This is a genomic window from Collinsella sp. CM84Y_54 (assembly GCF_036317945.1).
In the GTDB taxonomy this organism is placed as follows: domain Bacteria; phylum Actinomycetota; class Coriobacteriia; order Coriobacteriales; family Coriobacteriaceae; genus Collinsella.
This window is the reverse complement of sequence record NZ_JAWQCX010000001.1, coordinates 524,823-544,717: the sequence shown is the minus strand read 5'-3', so window position 1 is coordinate 544,717 and position 19,895 is coordinate 524,823. Positions and strand designations below refer to the sequence as shown.

Genomic DNA, 19,895 nt, shown 5'->3' with positions numbered 1-19,895 from the left:
ACAGTACGAGGAGTGCCCTTGATTGAGGAGACGTAGGTGCAAATCCTACCGCCGCACTAGCCGTCCTTCGGGGCGGCTAGCTTTTTTGGATTGGAGTGCTCGATGCGCGATTACAACCTGATGCGCAACATGCTCGTGTTCATCTCGAACGGCGGGGAGCGCGCGCTTAACGACTTCTGCCATTTCGGCGATGTTCGTTCGGTTGGAAAGGAGCTTTCCCGCCTGCGAGAAGAGGGGCTTATCGATTCGGATATGTCCTTCGAGCCCGAATACAACGGGGGCAGGGTCAGTGGCCTTACTGCCGAGGGAAGGGCATTCGTGCGCGATATCGAGAACGATATAGTCTGGGAGCTTATCCGCAAGACTCTTGAGGAATCGGGGCTTGACCTATCGTATCCGCTGCTTAAGAAGGTCAGCGAGACCATCGTCGAGCACTACGTGATGAGCAAGATTCCCGAAATTTAGCAATCAGAGACAGCCAAACATCTTTCAGCCGTCCTCCATGGGGCGGCTTTTTTATTGCCGATTGGATGTGATCGCATGCCCATCACAAAGCCTCCCGGCGTCGAGTCGGACGCTTTCAAGTCCGCGAAATGGGACGAGCTGACGCAGGGGCGCGCGTTTTCGCAGTCCGACGCACCCGCGCTGTCCCTGCTTTGCCAATGGTACAAAATCGCGGAGACGGCCCAAGACGAGCTGGATAGCTTCGGCGGGCAGACTGCATACAACAACGATATGGGCGACCTGAAGGCATTCCCGCAAATCGGCACGTTGAAAACAGCATCGGCAGAGATTCGGCAGCTGAACAAGCAGCTCGGAATCTGCGACACCCACGAGGAGGTGGAGAGTGGCGCAAAGCAAACAAGCATCCTCTCCATCGTCTCGGGAAACCGTGCGCAAAGGCAGGCAAGAACCGCGTAGAGCCTACCGCGAGGGCGCTGTCGCCTATAGCGAGGTGGACGACGCGGTTGCGCTCGGCGAAGACCTCGGCATATCGCCTTTTCCATGGCAGCACTACATCCTGACGGACTGGTGCGCGTGCAACGCGGACGGCAAGCCCGCCTACGTGACATGTGGTCTGGACGTGCCCCGCCAGAACGGCAAGAACGCTGCGCTCGAAATCTACGAGCTTTACCGACTCGCCGTTTGCGGCTGGCATATCCTCCACACCGCGCATCGCGTCAAGACCGCCAAGAAGTCGTTCATGCGCCTCGTGCGCTACTTCACCGACGAGCGCCACCCCGAGCTGGTTGAGCTGGTGGAGCGCATCCGCAGGACGAACGGCGAAGAGGCAATCTTCCTCAGGAACGGCGGCTCTATCGAGTTCATCGCCCGCACGAACGGCACGGCGCGTGGCTTCGACGATATCCAGCTGGTCGTGTACGACGAGGCTCAGGAGCTCACCGACACCCAGTACGACGCAATCGCATACACCCTAGCCGCGTCTTCCACGGGCGAGCGCCAAATCCTGTACATGGGCACGCCTCCCAATGAACGGAGCGCCGGTACCGTGTTCGCCCGCGTGCGCAAGTCCGTCCTAGAGGGCGGCATGAGGCGCATGAGCTGGGCGTCGTGGGCGTGCGAGAAGCTGCCGCCCAAGGACTGCACATTCGCCGACATCCTGGACGAGATTTACGAATCGAACCCGTCCATGGGCTACGTGCTTGACGAGGGCTACACGGAATCGGAGTTCGCGGGAGCCAAGGGCAATATCTCCGGCTTCGCCCACGAGCGCCTGGATTGGTGGAGCGGTTCGAGCAGCGCGAGCGCTATCGACGAATCGCTTTGGCTGTCTTTGGCTATTCCGCGTGCCCAAGTGCCCACGGAAGGCAAGAAGACGTTCGGCGTGAAGTTCTCGCCGGACGGCTCCCAAATCGCCCTGTGCGCCTGCCGCCTGCAAGAGGACGGGGCGGCTTACATCGAGCATATCGGGCAAGGAACCCTAGCGGACGGCCTGTCATGGCTAACCGACTTCCTTTGCACCGAGCAGATGACCGACACCACCGCAGCCGTGGCAGTGGACGGGCGAAACGGCGCAGCCGCGCTTCTCGACCGCCTGCGCGAGTGGTATCCGCGCCAAGCGCTCTACGCCACCTCCACGCGCGACGTGATCGCGGCGACCTCCATGTTCTCCCAAGCGCTTATAGACAAGACCGTCACCCATTGGGACGGCGGTGAGGACAACGCTCAGGAAGCGCTAAACCAAAGTGCCCTGGAGGCCCGCAAGCGCCCAATCGGTAGCGATGGAGGGTGGGCCTACGGCGGCGATACGTCCGCGCCCATTGAGGCGGCTGTAATCGCCTACTGGGCCGCCAAGACGACCAAACGAGACCCCGAGGGGGGATGCGTGATTCTATGACGAACGAAAACCCGACGCTCTACCAAGTCGACCCGTCCATGATGAACCTCACGGGCGGGGAGGTGGACGTATTCAACAAGCTGTTGGCCGAATGGCAGCGCCACCTAGGCTCGAACATCCGCAACGAGGCGTATTACAAGGGCAAGGTAATGCCAGTCACCACCGATTCGTCCATGCCCTCCGACCTCGTTGACCTCAACATCGTCATGGGGTGGGGCGGCAAGTGCGTTGACGTTCTCGCGAACCGCTCGGTTCTGGAGGGATTTGACGGGGGCGGCGCCGAGGCGTTGAGCTCAATCATTCCCACCACCACTTTGACCGAGATTTACGAGCAGGCGGTCGCGTCTGAGCTTACGGATTCGTGCGCCTTCCTGACCGTCTCCAAGGGAATGCCGGGTGAGCCTGATGTGATCGTATCGGCGCATTCGGCGCTCGACGCGGCGGCTATCTGGGATGAGCGCAAGAAACGCATCAAGGCCGGAATCTGCGTCGTTGATATCGACGTTGACGACGGCGGGCAGCGCGTGCCCACGTGGGTCAACATGTACACGGACGAGTACACCTATTCGTGCCGTAAAGTCGGCGACTCGTGGATTGCCGAGAGGGCCGCGAACCCGTTCGGCCGACCGCTGATGGAGCCCTTGCGCTACCGCCCGTCTCTGACGCGCCCGTTCGGCAAGAGCCGTATCAACCGCACCGTGCGCAGCCTCATCGACCGCGCCCTGTGCGTCGGCGCGCGCACCGAGATTGCGGCTACATTCTATACGTGGCCCCAGCGCTACCTTCTCGGCGTGGACAAGAAGACCGCCGAGGATATGTCCAAGCGCAAGGTCGAGATGTACGCCGACTCGATGCTGCTCGTCACCCCTAATAAAAACGGAGATGTCCCGCAGCTGGGGCAGCTCTCGCAGATGACCATGCAGCCACACATCGACCACCTTGAGATGCTGGGCAAGCAGTTCGCGTCCGAGGCGTGCATCCCGCTCGACGAGGTTGGTATCGTCTTCGACAACCCCACGTCGAGCGAGGCGATGTTCGCCGCCCAGCAGCGCCTTATCGTCGAGGCGGAGCACGTGAACCGCATGAACGGCATCGCATTGGGCAACGTCGCGCGCATGGCGCTCGGTGCCGTCGATGCGGCTGATTTCGCCACGGCTGATATCGCACCGCGTTTCGCCGACGTCTTGCGCCCCTCCAAGGCGGCAAACGCCGATTTCGCAATCAAGGTCAACAGCGCAGTTCCCGCCTATTCAGGCACACGCCAATTCTGGCGAGATCTCGGCTATTCCGAATCTACCATCGACTCCATCTTGCGCGAGGTCCGCTACTCGCAGATAGTCCAGGCGGCTGCTCAGGCGTCCGCGCAGGCGGCGCAGCAGCAGCCGACCCCGCAACCGGAGGGCGTGGACGATGCAGATATCGGCGAGTAGGCTTGCTGAATACACTGCGGCGCTCAATGCCCAGCAGCAGACGGCGTTCAATTTCATGCAGACCGCGCTGCGTTCTTTCTACCAGCTAAACGGCGGCGCTATTGACGCTGAGACCATGCGCGAGTTCGCCATGCAGACGCTCACGACATGCGTCCAGACGTTCGGCGACAGGGCGGCTACAATCGCGTGCTCGGCGTATGACGTGACGATGGAGGAACTGGGCATCGACGTCCAGCCGTCCACCGTGTACAACCCAGTTTCGATTGATTCGACCGGCAGGCAGGTCGATTATCTGATGCGTCAGTTGACGCCGGACGCGTTCGATTCGTTCGCCCAGAAACTCGCCGCGCGCGCATACGAGAACGTCGGAAGGGCGGCGAACAAGACCACCATCCACAACGCGGAGCGCGACTATTCCAAGGGCGTGCGCTACGCCCGCGTGCCTACTGGAAAAGAGACGTGCGGCTTCTGCCTGATGCTCGCGTCTCGCGGTTTCGACTATAAGAGCCGGAAGAGCGCAGGCGACATGGGTTTCGGATTCAACCGCTTCCACGACCGCTGCGATTGCCGAGTGGTGGCGGGCGACGACTTCACCACCGTGGAGGGCTACGACCCGGATTGGCTCTATGACGTCTATCTAGACGCCCGCTCGACCATCGACCCCGCGTCAATCAGGCGCGAGATGGCGGGGCTCCCCGCGCAAATCGTCAACAAGAAGATTACCGACGAGATCTGCAAGGAGATAAATCGCCGCTCGCTCGACTGGAGCTGGAACGGCGGCAAGGTCGAGTCCGGCACGGGCGAATACAAGCGCTTCACGGCGGCGCTCGCGGAGCATGGCTACACCACGTCAATCACTGACCGCGAGGACGCACCGCTGCGCATGAGCGGGCTCACGTGGGGCATGGCCGACGCCACGGGCGGCGACGTCTCGTCCTCCATCTCCACCATGCGCCAAGAGCGAAAAGATGGAGGGACCGACACAGCGGGGCATTACGTCCTGCTCGTGGACGGCATAAACGGAGCGGTTCAAAGCGTTAGGAACAGCCTCCAAGACGGCGAGACCGCGATTCTCATAGACACCAAATCAAAAGGCGCTTCGGGACTATCCGAGATGCGCCGAATAACCCGATGAATCAAGCCCCGCGAGGGCTTTTTTCATATCTATCCGCAACCCGCAGCCGAACGGCGGCGGGGGACAGCGCCGAACGGCGCGGTAAGGAGGTTCGTCATGGCAGACGACCAGAACCAGACCGACCCGCAGCAGGTGGACCCGAACGGCGACACCGCGACTGTCGATTGGGAGGCCAAGTACAACGAGATGAAGCAGCATTCCCGCGAATGGGAGCGCAAGGCGAAGGCGAACAAGGACGCCGCCGACGAGCTTGCCGCGCTCAAAGAGGCTCAGATGAGCGAGCAGGAGAAGCTTCAGCAGCAACTTGCCGACGCGACGGCACGTGCCGATGCGCTCCAGGCCGAGAAGGAAAAGAAGCAGTGGATTGACGAGGTATCGACCGAAACGGGCGTGCCCTCCGACCTGCTCGAACTCATCTCGGCATCAGACCGTGACGACCTCATGTCCAAGGCCGAGAAGCTCGCAGACAAGTACTCGACCAAGGTTCAGCCCTCCGTGCCCGTGGTGCTGGGCGACGGCAAGCACGCCGAAATAAAGCAAACGGGCAGCGCGAAGGACGATTTCGCGCAATTCATGAAGAACGCCTTTAACTAGACAAGGAGAAAACAACATGGCTGAAGGCATCAACAAGACTTCCATCACCCTTCCCTCTTCCGTCTCTTCCGAGATTTGGGCCAAGACGCTTGAGAGCTCCGCGATCATGCAGCTCGCTCAGCGCATCGACCTCCCCGGCAACGGCCTGACCATCCCGGTCATCACCGGCGAGCCCGCCGCCGATTGGGTCACCGAGACCGAGAACAAGCCCGTCTCCCAGCACACCCTCACCACCAAGGACATGAAGGGCTACACGCTGGCAATCATCGAGCCCTTCTCCAACCAGTTCCGCGACAACACGACCGCCCTTTACAACGAGCTGGTCTCCCGCCTGCCGTTCGCTATCGCCAAGAAGTTCGACGAGACCGTCATGTTCGGCACCGCCCCCGGCACCGGCTTCGACACCCTCGCCGGTGTCAAGAACGCCGTCGACGCCTCCACCAAGACCTATGACGCATTCGTCGATGCAATCGGCAAGGTTGCCGATGCCGATGGCGACCTCAACGCCTTCGTCCTGTCCCCGCAGGCCAAGACCCTGCTGCTCAAGACCAAGGACACCACCAACCGCCCGCTGTTCATCAACAACGTCCAGACCGACGGCGCTGTGGGCCACGTGCTCTCCGTGCCCACCCACTTCACCAAGTCCGCGCACAAGGCCGCTGCCGCAAAGGCCGCTGAGGTACTCGGCTTCGGCGGCGATTGGAGCGCCGCCCGCTACGGCATCGTCAAGGACGTCAACATCTCCATCTCCGACCAGGCTACCCTTACCAGCGGCTCCAAGACGCTCAACCTCTGGCAGCGAAACATGTTCGCCGTCCGCTGCGAGTTCGAGGTCGGCTTCATCGTCCGCGACGTCAACGACTTCGTGCGCATCGACAACGGCGTCGCCGCCTAGGAGTGATTCACGATGGCTATCAAGGCATTTGCGACCGCCGATGAATATGAGGCGGCTTATGGCGCGGTAGCCGACGAGAAGCGGCTAGACGCGCTGCTGTTGCGAGCGACCGGCTACCTCTTGGGCAAGATGGACTGGTACGCGGCGGGGGAGGACGAGGTATTGGATCTCAACCTCTCCACCGTGTGCATGGCTATGGCGAACCGCGCCCTGTCGGCACCCGAGGGCATGGAGGGCGTGAGCCAGTACAGCCAGACGGCGGGCAGCTACACGGCGTCCGTATCGCTGCTCGACCAGTACATGCGCCCTCTTCCGTCCGAGCTTGACCTTCTGGGGCTTAGCTCCGGTGCCGTCCTTTCCTGCCGGATGATGGCGGGTGACCGCTATGCAGCTGATTAGCGGTTGCGCCGTCGAGGTCTTGCGCCGTAACGGCACGGGCGTGGACGCGCACGGCAACGAGGTGCCCGGCGAATGGGTCTCCGAGCCCGTCGCCAACGTCCTCCCGCAGCCGGGCGCAACAACTGATTTGGAGGCATCCCGCCCGAACGGCGTGACCGTCTCCATGACCTTCCACTTCCCCAAGACGTATACGGCATCCCTCCGCGACTGCCTGATTAGGTATGGAGGACGCGATTACCCCGTCATCGGAGACCCGCAGCCCTACCTTGACGCGAACTGCCCGGGTGAGTGGAACCGCCCCGTCGAATGCGGGGTGTGCGATGGCTAAGGGCGGATGGTCGCTGAAGATGCGGCGCGTCGGCAGAATCAGGCCAGTCGAGCGCGGAATCGTCGAGATAACCAAGGGCGGAGCTGTGTCCTCCATGCTCATGGCGCAAGGCGAGAAGGCGGCGGCGCGATGCAACGCGCTTGCGCACCTTCCGCACGGAAACCCCGAGTACGACTGCCAACTGAAGATGCTAAGCAAGACGGCATCCGCTCGCGTGGGCGTGGCGAACTCCGACGCATACATCGACAACCTTAAACACAACACCTTAAAGAAGGGATGCGGCGTATGAGCTTTGACGTGATCGCGGCGACGTGCGCGGCGCTCCGAAAAGGCCTGGGCGTCCCGTCCAGCTCTACCGTCCCCGCAAAGCGCACCAAACGGTTCACTACCGTCGAGCGCACGGGCGGCGGCTACTCGCTCGGCAAAGACTCCCCGAACCTCGCCGTCCAGGTGTGGGCCGAAAGTGAGACGGAGGCTTACACGCTCGCGCTCATGGCGCGCGAGGTGCTCATCAACATGCGCGAGACGTGTCCCAACGTGTGCTCATGCTCCGTCGGCGGCATCTACGCCTTCCCCGACCCCGATAGCGGGTCTTCGCGCTATCAACTCGACTTCTACGCCGTCACGCGCCCATAGCATGGCGGCTCTTTTCATGAGAAAGGAATAGCAACATGGCTGAATCCATGCTCGATACTTCTAACCTCGGTATCGCCAAGGGCCGCGAGGGCGGTTACGCCTGTGTCGCCCCTGCCGGTACCGACCCGACCCCGTTCCTTGATATGACCAAGACCCTTGCCGAGCTGTGCAAGACGGGTTCTAGCCTTCAATCTCTCGGCTACATCTCCGAGGACGGCATCACCATCGCGGCCGATACCGACACCGACGATATCTCGGATTGGTCTGGGGTAATCGTGGCGTCGCCCATGTCCAGCTTCGGCGAGACCATCGAGGTCAACTTCCTCGAAACCCGCGATTCAGTGCTGAAGTCCGTCTACGGCGACGCCAACGTCACTACTGACGGCAAGGGCACCACGACCGTGCGCCACAACAAGAACTTCACTGCGTCGCATCTTTACATCTTTGACTGCGTCGTTTCCGACACCAAGGTCAAGCGCGTTGTCGTTCCCAACGGCGTGATCGTCGAGCGCGACGACATGGAGATGAACAACTCCGACCTCGCATCCTACGCGCCGACCATCAAGTGCCTGCCGTCCGACTTCTTCGACGGCGACACCATGCGCGAGTACATCTACGACACCACCACGGTTGCCGCCTAGCGGCATCCCGACCAAAACCGCCCGTTTCGCATGGAGGGCGGCGACGGCGGCTCTGGTAGTAGGCGCTAGAGCCGTTGCCCCCGTCCTCCATGAGCCTACCGAAAGGATTCAAATGAATATAGAAGACATGACCCCCGAGCAGCTCCGCGAGTACGCAACCGCCAAGGAGAACCAGCGCGAGTCCATCACGGCGCGTTACATGGACCGCGAGCCGAACTTCAAGGTAGTCCAGGGTTGCAAGGAACCATATGAGAAAGATATCGAGTTCGAGGGCGAGACGTACCGAATCGACATGCGACGCATCAAGTCGCGCGAGTTCATCCGCATGTTCGGCAAGTTCCAGAAATACGCGAACGAGGGCAAGGACGCTCCGGTTTCCGACGCTCTGGCGCTCTACGATTTCGTTTTCGGCGGCAAGGTCGATGACAAGGTGTGCGCGGTCGTAAAGGCCAAGATGGGCTATGAGGACTTCGAGGAAATCATGCGCATCGAGAATGCGCTGTTCGAGGGCATCGAAGTAAAAAACTAGCGGCGCTCGTTCCCGTCCTGCTCGACGGGCGAGACGAGCTTTACGCCGACTTCCAGCAGTATTACAGCCTCAACCTAGATGATTTGATGGACGCGGGCGAGTTCGGCGCTATCGCCGTGCTTGCCGTCCAGCTCCCCTTATCGTCGCGCACGCTGAAACGCCTACACCCCGAGCTGGCATGGGATGAGCAGACGTACATCCTCGCGCTCATCGCCGACCAGCTCGCAAATATCGCCTACGGGTTGGGCGGAGGCAAGGGCAGGAAGCCCAAGCCGATACCGCGCCCGAAGGCATCCAAGAAGAAAGAAACGAAGAACCGTCTCGATGTGAGCAGGACGAGGGTGGACGAGCTGCTTTTCGCTCCCCGCCGACCCTCCGCCATCACGGTAGAGATGGAGGGAAAGGGCGAACAGGGGTGATTGAATGGCTGATGTGGCGAGCGGCTCCGTGCTGCTCACGCCGAAATTCGATAACCTGACATCATCAATCGCCGACCAGCTTGACGGCGCTTTCTCCGGCGCATCCAAGATTGGCGGCAAGGCGGGCTCAGACGCTGGCGGCAAGTTCAGCTCCGGGCTATCCGCCAAGGCCGGTGCGGTCATGGGCCTTGTTTCGAGCGTCACGAGCAAGGCGTTCAACGCTATCTCAAATTCGCTGGGAAGTGCAATCGGTCGCGTCGACACCATGAACAACTTCCCCAAGGTCATGAAGAACCTGGGGTATTCAAGCGACGACGCCACGGCATCAATCAAGAAGATGAGCGCTTCTATTGACGGACTGCCGACCTCGCTTCCCGCGCTGACCGGCATGGTCCAGCAACTGGCCCCGCTCTGCGGCGGTCTGGACGAGGCTACAAACATCGGCATCGCGTTCAACGACATGTGCCTCGCATCCGGCGCATCGACCGCCGATGTTTCCCGTGCGATGCAGCAATACAGCCAAATCCTGAGTAAAGGCAAGCCTGAACTGCAAGACTGGAAGACCCTGCAAGAGGTCATGCCCGGTCAGCTCAACCAGGTTGCTAAGGCGCTCATTGGCCCTACTGCCAACTCAAAAGACCTGTACAATGCCCTAAAAGACGGCTCCATTACGATGGATGATTTCAACGCAGCCGTTCTGAAACTCGACCAAGAGGGCGTGGACGGATTCGCATCGTTCGCGCAGCAGGCCAAGGATTCGACGCAGGGCATCGGCACCGCGCTTGATAACATCTCAAACCGTGTGGCGAAAGCCGTTCAGACGATTATCAATGCGTTTGGGGCTGAAAACATCTCCGGCGCGATTAACGCCTTTAGCGGTAGCTTTGGCAAGACCGCTGATGCGATCGCTACGGTTATCTACGGCATCAAGGATGTTGTCTCAAAAGGCGTGAGCGGCATCGCTTCTGTTTTCGCCCAAATCAAAAGCGCGTTGCCTAGCGGTTTCCTTGATGGAATCGTTAACGCTTTCAACCAGCTTGCACCCGCTATCATGCCCGCTATCACGGCATTTACTCTGCTTTTGCCTGTTATGGGTGGAATGCAGAAGGTTTTTGGCATCGTATCTGGCTTCAAGTCGCTTGGCGCGGCGCTGTCTGCCGTTGCGGGCGGCCCTGTTGGCCTGATAATCGCTGCAATCGCGGCGGTCGTTGTTGGCCTTGCGGCGCTCTATAACACTAACGAGGACGTGCGCAACGCTATCAACTCTGCCTGGTCTGGTATCCAATCGGCGGCGGCCCAGGTGTGGCCTTACATCCAGCAGGCAGTTACCACGGCTTGCTCTGTGATTCAGGGCGCTGTCACCCAATACTGGCCCGTTATCCAACAGGTCGTAACGCAGGTAATGAGCGCTGTTAAAGATTTCGTCGTGGCGGCATGGCCGACGATTCAGGCGGCTTTCACCACGGCTTGCTCTGTGATTCAAAGCATCATCCAGGCTGTTTGGCCCGTGATTCAAGCCGTCGTTTCCGTCGTTATGAGCGCTATCCAGCTCATCGTTACGCAGGTCTGGCCCACGGTGCAGAACTACATCTCGATGGCGTGCCAGGTTATCATGGCCGTTATCAACGCAGTGTGGCCCGTGATTCAAACCATCATCACTACTGTGATGACCGTTATCATGGCGGTTATCTCCGTTGTGTGGCCGATTATCCAAACGGTATTCTCTACGGCGTGCGCCGTTATCGCCGCTGTAATCAATGCTGTGTGGCCCGTTATCCAAACGGTTATCACAACCGTTATGCAGGTCATTAACGCTGTTATCGGTACGGTGCTAGCGGCTATCCAAGGTAATTGGTCTGGCGTGTGGGAGGGCATTAAAGCCATTGCCTCCACGGTGTGGAACGGTATTAAGAATATCGTTAGCTCAGTTATCAACGCTATCTCAGGCATCATCAGCTCTGTGCTCGGCACCATCAAGGGCGCTTGGGATTCTTGTTGGAACGGCATCAAGAGCGCCTTTAGCTCGATTTGGAACGGCATCAAGAGCGCGGCCACATCCGGTGTCAACGCTGTGTACAACACGGTCAAATCGATTAAGGATAAAATTGTCGGATTCTTCGCCGGTGCTGGCTCATGGCTGGTCGAGTCGGGCAGGGCAATTCTTAACGGCCTGAAGGACGGCATCATGTCCGCTATCGGCTCGGTTACCTCGGCGGTGTCCAACGCCGTGGCGCAGGTGCGCGCGTACTTCCCGTTCTCACCGGCAAAGACGGGACCCTTCTCCGGACACGGATATACGACGTACTCAGGCCGCGCGCTCATGACCTCATTCGGCGAGGGAATCGGCGGCGCAGCATCCGGCGTCGTATCCTCCACTAAATCGGCCCTAAGCGATGTTCAGGAGCTCTTCGGCGCTAAAAGTCTGGCGTTTGCTGCCGACGCGAGCGTCACGGGCAATATCGCGGCACGGCGCGCAACGCCGGGCGGCGGTTACTCAATGCTGTCTATCGGCAACCTGAGCGTGGACGCGGGCGGCATACGCGATGAGGAAGTAGTCAACGCGATCAATACGATTGTCGGTTATGCACGACGCACGGCGGGGGCGATGTAATGCAGTACGGTAATACAGTCCAGCATTGGCGCGTTGGCATCGAGTATGGCATCACGTGGCAGTCTGACACGCAGGCAGACGTAACGTGCAAAACCTATTTCTGCTCTATCGCGTGGGGCTATGAAACGGGTGCTATCGGCACGGCAACGGTGAACGGAGAGAGTGCGAGCAGTGGCCGAATAAATGCCTATAGCCCGCGCGGCGGCACGGTTAACCAGCTGTTTGCCACGAAAACCGTTCGCGTCAATAAAAGCGCGAGTGGCTTCAATGTGCCCGTCTCGGGCGTTATGCAGCTGGTGGGCGGCTACCACAACGGCACGTCCAGCACGTCCGCCAACGTCTGGGTTCCGGCGATTAACTACAAGGCCCCGGCTGCGCCTACGGGCTTGGCGGTCGAGCGCGTATCCGACACGAGCCATAAGCTCACGTGGCAAAACGTCGTTAGCGATAGCCTCCACCCCGTTAGCGGCAACATCGTAAAGCGCTTGATGGATGACGGCACCACCGCCACCACCCTGTACGATTCGCGCGCAACGACGAATTACGACGATGGTTCGACCGAAGCGGGCCATAAGTACACGTATACCGTGTATTCGACGGGTGCAGGCGGCACGTCCGGCGCATCGAGCGCGGTTACCGTGTACACGTCCCCGCTTGCCCCGTCCATCAGCGCGGCGAAGGATACGATTTCGTCCGTGATGCTCACCATCACGAAAGCACCCGCATACGTCGATTCCTACGAGTGCCAAGTGACCGCCGATGCTGGCAAGACATGGACGGACAAGACGCTTATCGCATCCGGTAAGAATCTGCGCGACACGACCCCGCCCGCAGGCACCATCAAGTACCGTGTTCGCGCTGTCGTTGACGGTATCGCGGGCGCGTGGGGCGAATCCAGCACAATCGTCACGATTTGCCCGCCTTTCGCGCCCTCGCTAGGCGCGCTCAACTCGGCATATGCCACTGGGTCTAACGTTGTGATTACTTGGACGCGAAACCACCTGGACGGCACCGCTCAGAGCGCGGCGCAGGTGGATGTGGTCAAAGACGGCGCTTCACTCATCCATAACATTTCGGGCACGGCTTCAAGCTACACCATCGCAAACATGGCGAACGGTGCGTATCAGGTGCGAGTGCGCACCAAGGGCAAGCATGCCGATTGGGGCGAATGGAGCTCATACGCGAGCTTCACGGTCACCACTGCTCCGTCGCTGAGCGTCTATACGCCCGCCAAAAACGGCGTTATCAAGATGCTCCCGCTCGATATCGCATGGACGGCGAGCGACAAGACGGGCATCATGGCGCAGAGCATCACGATTGCCAAGGCTGACGGCACCGTACTTTACTCCGGCGCTCCCGACAAGGATTCGCGCAGACTCTCGCTCGACTCCGACGTTGGATTTACCAACAATACGAATTACGTGCTGACCCTCACGGTTAGCGCGGGCTCGACGCTGAGCGCAACCGCGACGGTTCCGTTTAGCTCCTCTTGGCAAACGCCGGACGCACCGATCGTCGATATCGAATACACCGATGGCATGGCCGCGACCATCCAGGTTACGGCTGCTAACACGACACCCAAAGCGGTTCGATTCGATATCGTTCGCATCGCGCCCGACGGCACAAGGCTCACTATCGGCAAAGACCTAACGAGCGGGCAGCAGTCAATTGACCGCCTACCACCGCTCAACGTTGAGTATAAATACGAGGTCACGGCGTACGCCGAGACCGACGCGCTGCTAAAGCTCAACGTGCCCACCATCACTAAGATGGATGGAGTGGCGTTCAATTTCGGCCCCGACGCTGCCACCGCTTGGATTGGCAAGCTCAACCCATCACATAGCAGGGATATCGAGCACAACGTAACGACCTATCACCTGCTCAACGGCTCGGATATGCCTACAGCGTGGCCGACGGGCGAAACCGATATTAGCGAGAGCTATAGCTTCTCGATTGATTCTGGCGATTTCGCGCGCATCGACGCTTTGGCGCGGCGTTATTACGAATGCTGGGTGCGCGACGCTTACGGCAATCGCTCATTCGGCGTAGTCAACTTCTCCACCTCCAGGGAATCGGTGGGGTGGTGGAAGCTGTCCGCAAAGCTCACTGTTTGCGCATGGGAGGAGCCTGTAAATGGCTGATGATTTTTGGCGGGGGCGCTTCAAAGCGTCTTATCGATTCATGCGCGTTGATAGGCGCACCGGTCTTGAAACGGGCAAAGTCGGCAATATCACGGGCGGTACGATCACACGCAATCAGGACACGTCCGTGCACGAGACCGCAAATATTGATTACGTTGGCTCGCTCGACATCGGCACCGACCTTTTGCGCATCTATCTCGACGCGGAATCTACGAGCGGCAACGATTCGCGCACGGTGGCGCTCGGAACGTTCCTAGTGTCTACTCCATCTATCGAGATTGACGGCGCAAAGCGAAGCGGCACAGCAGACCTCTACGGGCGCTTGCGAGAGCTTGCCGATGATGATTTCGACACGGCATATCAGGTGGATGCGGGCGAAAACGCAGTGGCGAAAGCTGCCGCAATCGCCCGCGCTGCCGGGCTTACCGTCGTGGCAGACCCATCCACGTACACGCTCACGGCACCCTGGACGTTCGGCGTATCGGGCGGCTCTGATTCCGTATCCGACAAGCTCAGCGCCATTAACAAGCTACTCGAAGCTGCCGGATTCAACGCGGCATACACCGACCCCATGGGGCGCGTTATCATGAGCCGTTATACGGCACAAGGACAGCGCCCGCTTGTCTGGGATTTCTCGGAAGGAGAGGGCTGCCACGTCTTGCCGCAAGCGACGGACGAGCTAGACCGCCTGGCAATCTCGAATGTCGTGCATGTTGATTACGCCACGCAGGAATCGAGCGTGCGCGGTACTGCCGTAGATGATGACCCTGATAGTGAATGGTCAACGGTGAGTGTCGGACGGCGCATCGTCAAAAGCTATAGCTACAGTTCATTGCCGGAAGGCACGACTGCGGACCAGGCTCAGGCGCTAGCTAACACGAAGGCACTCGAATTGCTAAAAAGCGCGCGATCAATTTTGCGACGTATTACCTTTACGACGATGTATGTGCCAATCAGTGTCGGCGATGCTCACGGATTCGAGTCATCCACCCTCAAAATCAATCGCAGGTATGCAGCGCGAAAGATTGACATTAGCCTAAAAGCTGGCTGCCCAATGAAAATCGAATCGCGTAATTTCGGCGAGGTGTAAATGATGGATTTGCTTACGTCTGCCATGGATGCTGGCGCGGCGCTTGCGGAGACGTTTAGCAAGCCCGTGAATACCGGGGCTAGCTTCACACGCTACGGTACCGTGGTCAAAAATAATGGCGCTACGCTTGACGTTGAGCTCTGCGGCGCGACGCTCGCGGCAGTGCCGATGCTCACGACGTGCGCGGGCGCACAGGCGGGCGATAGGTGCCTACTTACTGTGGATGGGCCGCTTGTGACTGTCACCGGAATCCTCGCAAACGCAGATAATGCGCATTACGTAAGGTATTTCTACGGCAACGACAGCACTAACGACGCGCCCGGATACTGCAAATATGAGAAGGTTGGGCGCATGGTCACGGTATCTTTCGGATGGAGTAAGACCGGCATTTTAGCAACATTGCCGGAGGGCGTTAGGCCCGTTATTCGTGTTACTGGCGTTTGCGTAATCATGGGCACTAACGTTTTCGGTCAAATAGACATTAGCCCGAAAGGCGTTATAGAGATCGTCAGCTCTACTAACAATTCGTATTGGGGCGGGTCATTGACGTTTTGCGTGGCTTAGTTATCTACCAAGCACGACAAGATAGTTAACGCGGAACATGCCGTTAATAATCCTGTTAGTGTAGAAACCGATTGTACCTTCTGGATAGAAGTACGTTCCGATGATTGCCGCTGCCTGCGCATTGATATCGCCGTTCATGCATGACACAAAATCCCAACCACTGCCACTATTTATGGCGCGGCCAAACCTCTTTTTCTGCTCCTCAGGTGATAGCCAGTTGAGCCAGTCACTGTTATTCATGTTCACAACGTCCGAACCTGTGAAAATATCGACATTGCCCTTTACGTAATGCGCACTATCGCTGTTCTGGGACGGCGCTCGGATACTGCCGGGGAAGGGAGGTGATGCGATGGACGCAGCAATCATCAACTCGGCCCTGTCGTGGTGCGTTGCCGCCCTTTTGGGGGCCGTTCTGGTGGCGCTGAAGCGGCTCTACAGCCTAATCCTTGCCAACCAAGAGGGCACTAAGACCCTGCTTCGCAGCAGGCTCTACGACATTCACGAGTGCACGGTCGAGAAGGGTTATTGCCCTGACGGTCGAAAGCGCGAGACCGAGCAGGTCTATACGGCATACCACGCGCTCGGTGGCAATGGAGTTGGAACGCAGTACTACCAAGAAATCTTGAGTGCGCCTGTGTGCGCGGAAAGGGGATAGTCAGATGACTACCGAAGATATTGTCCGCAAGTTGACCAGCCGCAAATTCTGGCTTTGCACCGCAGCCTTCTTGGGCAGCGTGGCAGCGAGTATCGCCGGAATCACCACTAACAATCAGACTGTCGCTATCATCGGCACGGTCTGTGGCGTGGTGAGCGCCGCCATCTATGCCGCAGCGGAGCAGGCGGTCGATGCGGCCCGCCTGAAAGCTGGTGGAGCGAATGACCGAGACTAAGCGCAAGCTGCCGCTCCGCAGCGCCTTTACCGTCATTCTCGCCCTCGTAGCGGCCCTCGCCGCCCCGTGCGGCGCGGAAGCCTACCAGAGCGTCAACAAGTACGTATCCAACGGCCACGGCTACCTCAATGCGTCTTACCTTGTAATCCATGAGACGGCTAACCCCGGCGCTTCTGCCTACAACCATACGCTACTTTGGTCGCGCAACGGCACCTACGCCGTCCACCACGTGATGGAGCTTGACGGTTCCACGGTCTACAACACGGTTGCCGAGAACCGCCTTTGCTGGCACGTTGGCAACGGCAATAGGTACACAATCGGAATCGAGCTGGCGCACGCCACCAACGCCGCCGACTTCGCCAAGCAGTGGAATGAAGCCGTGAAGTGGGCGGGGGACGAGCTCCGCGCCCATGGATGGGATACATCCCGTTTGCTAAGCCACTATGAAGCGGCGCAACGCTGGGGCGGCAGCGACCATACCGACCCGAACGGCTATTTTCGCGCCTACGGAAAGACTTGGGTCGATTTTAAACAGGCAGTCGCCGCTTACCTCGGTTCCGGCTATGTCGCGCCCATCGCGCCGACAGATGGCAATGGAGGCACTGTGGCATCTCCCACCACCACGGCTAAGACCGGCTCCGGCTTCGGCGGCACCTACCGCTGCAATACCGGTCGCCTGAACGTGCGCACCTCGCCGTCCATGTCTGGCACTGTCGTGGCTGGTTATAGCTACGGTCAGACCGTATCGTTGGACGATTGGTATTGCATCTCGAACGGTTACGTCTGGGGCCGTTACACAAGTTATTCGGGTCATACTCGCTATATCGCGGTCGGCAAGCCCACCGGCGGCTACGATCCGAACGATTACCTCGTCCGTGTTGGAGCGGCTCAGTCCACCTCTGCACAGGCACGCCCGGCTCAGTCTGGCTACCGCGCAGGTCGTTACCGCGTCGTTGTCGGTACGCTCAATGTCCGCTCGGGCGCTGGCACCGGCTACGGCGTGGTCACTAGCTACCGCTACGGTCAGACCGTTAGCTTGGACGGTACGTTCGTTACGTCAGGCGGGTACGTCTGGGGCCGTTACACGAGCTACAGTGGGCGCGTACGCTGGATTGCCGTCGGCACCACCTCCGGCGTAGCCTACGCTCGCGCCTGCTAGGAGTGTTGATGTCCGCATTGGCCGCAGCACAAAAGGTTGCGGCAGGCCCTCGCCCTTCGGGGCGGGGGCGCACTTGATTAAAGGGGTGAAAAGAAGATGGAGCAAGGCATATACAGGGGAACGACCCCGAGCATCACGCTCAACGTCAAGGGCGTTGATTTATCGAACGCGAGCGTCTGGCCCACGGTGATTGTAACAGTCGTGAATGACCGCAGCGCTGTTGACATGAACCGCGACAAGCTCGTGATCGCAAGCACGGACGCGGGCTGTTCAGTGACCTTCGCGCTCACTCAGGCCCAGACGCTTTCGATGCACAAACTGCGAAAGACCATGGTTCAGCTCAGGGCCAAGGATGCGGACGGGCACGCGATAGCTTCGCCCGTAGCAAGCGTCGAGGTTGAGGACGTGATAAAGGACGGCGAGATTTGATGATGTCAAATCAAGGAATAGCGATTGACATCGACCTGACGTCCAGACCATCAATCGAAATGGATATGTCGCAGACGGTAAGCGTCATGGGCGAGCTGAACTATCCGATGTACGAAGGCCCATACGACGCGACGCCTACGGTAGACGGCCTGAAACTTGCGACAAGACGCAGGTCAATGAGCAAGGACGTAAGCGTCGAGCCTATCCCAATAGGCTCGGTAAGCAACTCAAGTGGCGGCAGAACCGTCACGATAGGGTAGATTGCAGATTGGAGCAATTGAAATGGCAGAGAATCAAAACGTAAACAAGGTTGTCTATGGCGGTCAAACCCTCATTGACCTTACCGCAGACACGATTACGGCTGGAGACCTCGCCGTCGGCGTCACCGCGCACGACAAGAGCGGCGCGGCAATCACTGGTACCGACACGCGCGACTCGGACACGAGCAAGGACACGGCGGCGGTAGCGGAAATCCTCGCTGGCAAGACCGCCCACGCACGAGGTGCGCAGCTCGTCGGAACGATGAAGAACAACGGCGCGGCTGGTGTCACCGTATCATCCAAGGATGGTGCCATCATCCCGCAGGGCTACCACGACGGCAGCGGCAAGGCCACGATTGACGAAGCTTCCGCGACCGCTCTCGTGGCCGGAAACATCAAGCAGGGCGTCGCAATCCTTGGCGTCACCGGCTCCTATGCGGGCGAGGCGGCAAAGCTTCAGACCAAGAGCGTGACGCCTTCCATGACTGAGCAGACAGTAACGGCAGACACGGGCTATGACGCGCTTTCTTCCGTTACTGTCGCAGCCATTCCCTACACCGAGACCGACAATTCCGCTGGAGGCAAGACCGTGACGATTGCGGGGGTGTAGCGCATGGCGATTAACAAAGTCGTCTATGGGACAACAGTCCTCGTTGACTTGACCTCGGACACCGTCGACGCGGCACATCTCGCAAAGGGACGCACGGCCCACGACGCTGGCGGTAACCTCATTGTCGGTACCCTCGAACAGCAAGGGTCTGACAACCTTCTGAGTGGTGTCACGCCAAGCCTTCTCAATGGGGCGACGCAGAGCGGGAAGGCATACGTAATCCCGGCTGGAGGAGCGTACGGCACAGATTACATCGAATATCGGCTGGACATTCCGACGCAGAAGCCCGATGCGGTATATTGCTTACTTGCATATGGCAAGTCGCAATCAGGCTATCGCTCGCTGTCGGCGGAACTTCACTCCGATGGCGGCGTTTCTTCTGGCTCAAGCTCGCTTCTTTTCACCGCCACACCTTCCGTTAAAGCTGTAAGCTTCGACCTTACATCTGGCGCAAAGCCAACGAAGCTTGTCATTAAGGCTGCCAGCAGCAGCGGGGAACAAGTGGACATTTCTAAAGTCATGCTCATGGCGCTAGATGTCTGATGGACATGAGCATGACGCAGTACAAGTCATGCCTTGTCGGTACGTTCCGAGACGATTAAAAATCATCCACCTACTACTACCCCTCTCCACCTTATGGTGGGGAGGGGCCTTTTTTGTTTTGCCGCCGTCCGCGTCCTAACTCAGTCCATAAGTTCTGAAATATGCACTACTATGGAGACCTATGGAAACGTATAACTGCACTATGGAGCACTATGGAGACCTTTAGGACACTT

Annotated in this window: 25 protein-coding genes; 24 read left to right on the top strand and 1 reads right to left on the bottom strand. The window is 59.2% G+C overall.

Features of this window, described 5'->3' with window-relative positions; all coding sequences use genetic code 11:
* Positions 1–102: 102 nt before the first annotated feature.
* The 18 genes from V2391_RS02505 to V2391_RS02420 all read left to right on the top strand — a co-directional run bounded on the left by V2391_RS02505 (position 103) and on the right by V2391_RS02420 (position 15,771).
* Entirely contained in the window at positions 103–465 is a 363-nt protein-coding gene (locus tag V2391_RS02505; RefSeq protein WP_329738125.1) for a hypothetical protein, read from the top strand.
* Between the two features lie 75 nt (positions 466–540).
* Positions 541–921 carry a P27 family phage terminase small subunit gene (locus V2391_RS02500; protein ID WP_329738124.1) on the top strand — a complete coding sequence of 127 codons (381 nt, stop codon included), beginning with the start codon at positions 541–543 and terminating at the stop codon, positions 919–921.
* The gene (locus V2391_RS02495) at positions 893–2,359 is read left to right on the top strand and encodes a hypothetical protein (RefSeq protein ID WP_329738123.1); all 1,467 of its coding nucleotides are present in this window, start codon (positions 893–895) and stop codon (positions 2,357–2,359) included. The genes V2391_RS02500 and V2391_RS02495 overlap by 29 nt, the downstream gene beginning before the upstream one ends.
* Positions 2,356–3,789, top strand: coding sequence for a phage portal protein (locus V2391_RS02490; protein WP_329738122.1), 1,434 nt, complete (start codon positions 2,356–2,358; stop codon positions 3,787–3,789). The genes V2391_RS02495 and V2391_RS02490 overlap by 4 nt, the downstream gene beginning before the upstream one ends.
* Positions 3,770–4,924, top strand: coding sequence for a VG15 protein (locus V2391_RS02485; protein WP_329738121.1), 1,155 nt, complete (start codon positions 3,770–3,772; stop codon positions 4,922–4,924). The genes V2391_RS02490 and V2391_RS02485 overlap by 20 nt, the downstream gene beginning before the upstream one ends.
* A 96-nt stretch (positions 4,925–5,020) precedes the next feature.
* Positions 5,021–5,518, top strand: coding sequence for a DUF4355 domain-containing protein (locus tag V2391_RS02480; protein ID WP_329738120.1), 498 nt, complete (start codon positions 5,021–5,023; stop codon positions 5,516–5,518).
* Positions 5,519–5,534: 16 nt separating this feature from the next.
* Complete coding sequence (locus V2391_RS02475) at positions 5,535–6,413, top strand: phage major capsid protein (protein WP_329738119.1); 879 nt, start codon at positions 5,535–5,537, stop codon at positions 6,411–6,413.
* A 12-nt stretch (positions 6,414–6,425) separates the two neighbouring features.
* Positions 6,426–6,812, top strand: a complete 387-nt coding sequence (locus V2391_RS02470) for a hypothetical protein (RefSeq protein WP_329738118.1) — start codon at positions 6,426–6,428, stop codon at positions 6,810–6,812.
* Complete coding sequence (locus V2391_RS02465) at positions 6,799–7,140, top strand: hypothetical protein (protein WP_329738117.1); 342 nt, start codon at positions 6,799–6,801, stop codon at positions 7,138–7,140. Before V2391_RS02470 ends, V2391_RS02465 begins: the two co-directional genes overlap by 14 nt.
* Positions 7,133–7,429 carry a hypothetical protein gene (locus V2391_RS02460; protein ID WP_329738116.1) on the top strand — a complete coding sequence of 99 codons (297 nt, stop codon included), beginning with the start codon at positions 7,133–7,135 and terminating at the stop codon, positions 7,427–7,429. Before V2391_RS02465 ends, V2391_RS02460 begins: the two co-directional genes overlap by 8 nt.
* Positions 7,426–7,776 (top strand): hypothetical protein, encoded by a 351-nt coding sequence (locus V2391_RS02455; RefSeq protein WP_329738115.1) that lies wholly within the window; start codon positions 7,426–7,428, stop codon positions 7,774–7,776. Before V2391_RS02460 ends, V2391_RS02455 begins: the two co-directional genes overlap by 4 nt.
* Before the next feature lie 35 nt (positions 7,777–7,811).
* The gene (locus tag V2391_RS02450) at positions 7,812–8,417 is read left to right on the top strand and encodes a phage tail tube protein (protein ID WP_329738114.1); all 606 of its coding nucleotides are present in this window, start codon (positions 7,812–7,814) and stop codon (positions 8,415–8,417) included.
* Positions 8,418–8,529: 112 nt separating this feature from the next.
* Positions 8,530–8,946, top strand: a complete 417-nt coding sequence (locus tag V2391_RS02445; protein WP_329738113.1) for a hypothetical protein — start codon at positions 8,530–8,532, stop codon at positions 8,944–8,946.
* Positions 8,947–9,032: 86 nt separating this feature from the next.
* Positions 9,033–9,365 (top strand): hypothetical protein, encoded by a 333-nt coding sequence (locus tag V2391_RS02440; RefSeq protein WP_329738112.1) that lies wholly within the window; start codon positions 9,033–9,035, stop codon positions 9,363–9,365.
* Between the two features lie 4 nt (positions 9,366–9,369).
* Positions 9,370–11,976, top strand: coding sequence for a phage tail protein (locus V2391_RS02435; protein ID WP_329738111.1), 2,607 nt, complete (start codon positions 9,370–9,372; stop codon positions 11,974–11,976).
* Complete coding sequence (locus V2391_RS02430; protein ID WP_329738110.1) at positions 11,976–14,117, top strand: fibronectin type III domain-containing protein; 2,142 nt, start codon at positions 11,976–11,978, stop codon at positions 14,115–14,117. The genes V2391_RS02435 and V2391_RS02430 overlap by 1 nt, the downstream gene beginning before the upstream one ends.
* Positions 14,110–15,207 carry a hypothetical protein gene (locus tag V2391_RS02425; protein ID WP_329738109.1) on the top strand — a complete coding sequence of 366 codons (1,098 nt, stop codon included), beginning with the start codon at positions 14,110–14,112 and terminating at the stop codon, positions 15,205–15,207. Before V2391_RS02430 ends, V2391_RS02425 begins: the two co-directional genes overlap by 8 nt.
* 3 nt (positions 15,208–15,210) lie before the next feature.
* Entirely contained in the window at positions 15,211–15,771 is a 561-nt protein-coding gene (locus V2391_RS02420; protein ID WP_329738108.1) for a hypothetical protein, read from the top strand.
* Here the strand turns inward: V2391_RS02420 and V2391_RS02415 are convergent, their stop codons facing one another.
* On the bottom strand, positions 15,772–16,137 hold the full coding sequence (locus tag V2391_RS02415) for a hypothetical protein (protein WP_329738107.1): 366 nt from the start codon (positions 16,135–16,137) through the stop codon (positions 15,772–15,774). It abuts the gene before it with no gap.
* On the opposite strand from V2391_RS02415, the gene V2391_RS02410 reads away from it, so the two are divergent.
* From V2391_RS02410 to V2391_RS02385, 6 genes are all read left to right on the top strand, one after another.
* Complete coding sequence (locus V2391_RS02410; protein WP_329738106.1) at positions 16,121–16,426, top strand: hypothetical protein; 306 nt, start codon at positions 16,121–16,123, stop codon at positions 16,424–16,426. The genes V2391_RS02415 and V2391_RS02410 overlap by 17 nt on opposite strands.
* Before the next feature lie 4 nt (positions 16,427–16,430).
* Positions 16,431–16,661 carry a hypothetical protein gene (locus tag V2391_RS02405; protein ID WP_329738105.1) on the top strand — a complete coding sequence of 77 codons (231 nt, stop codon included), beginning with the start codon at positions 16,431–16,433 and terminating at the stop codon, positions 16,659–16,661.
* Positions 16,648–17,820: an N-acetylmuramoyl-L-alanine amidase gene (locus V2391_RS02400; protein WP_329738104.1), complete on the top strand. Its 1,173-nt coding sequence runs from the start codon at positions 16,648–16,650 to the stop codon at positions 17,818–17,820. Before V2391_RS02405 ends, V2391_RS02400 begins: the two co-directional genes overlap by 14 nt.
* A 96-nt stretch (positions 17,821–17,916) precedes the next feature.
* On the top strand, positions 17,917–18,249 hold the full coding sequence (locus tag V2391_RS02395) for a hypothetical protein (protein ID WP_329738103.1): 333 nt from the start codon (positions 17,917–17,919) through the stop codon (positions 18,247–18,249).
* A 282-nt stretch (positions 18,250–18,531) separates the two neighbouring features.
* Positions 18,532–19,119 (top strand): hypothetical protein, encoded by a 588-nt coding sequence (locus tag V2391_RS02390; RefSeq protein ID WP_329738102.1) that lies wholly within the window; start codon positions 18,532–18,534, stop codon positions 19,117–19,119.
* Between the two features lie 3 nt (positions 19,120–19,122).
* Positions 19,123–19,662 (top strand): hypothetical protein, encoded by a 540-nt coding sequence (locus V2391_RS02385; RefSeq protein WP_329738101.1) that lies wholly within the window; start codon positions 19,123–19,125, stop codon positions 19,660–19,662.
* Positions 19,663–19,895 lie beyond the last annotated feature (233 nt).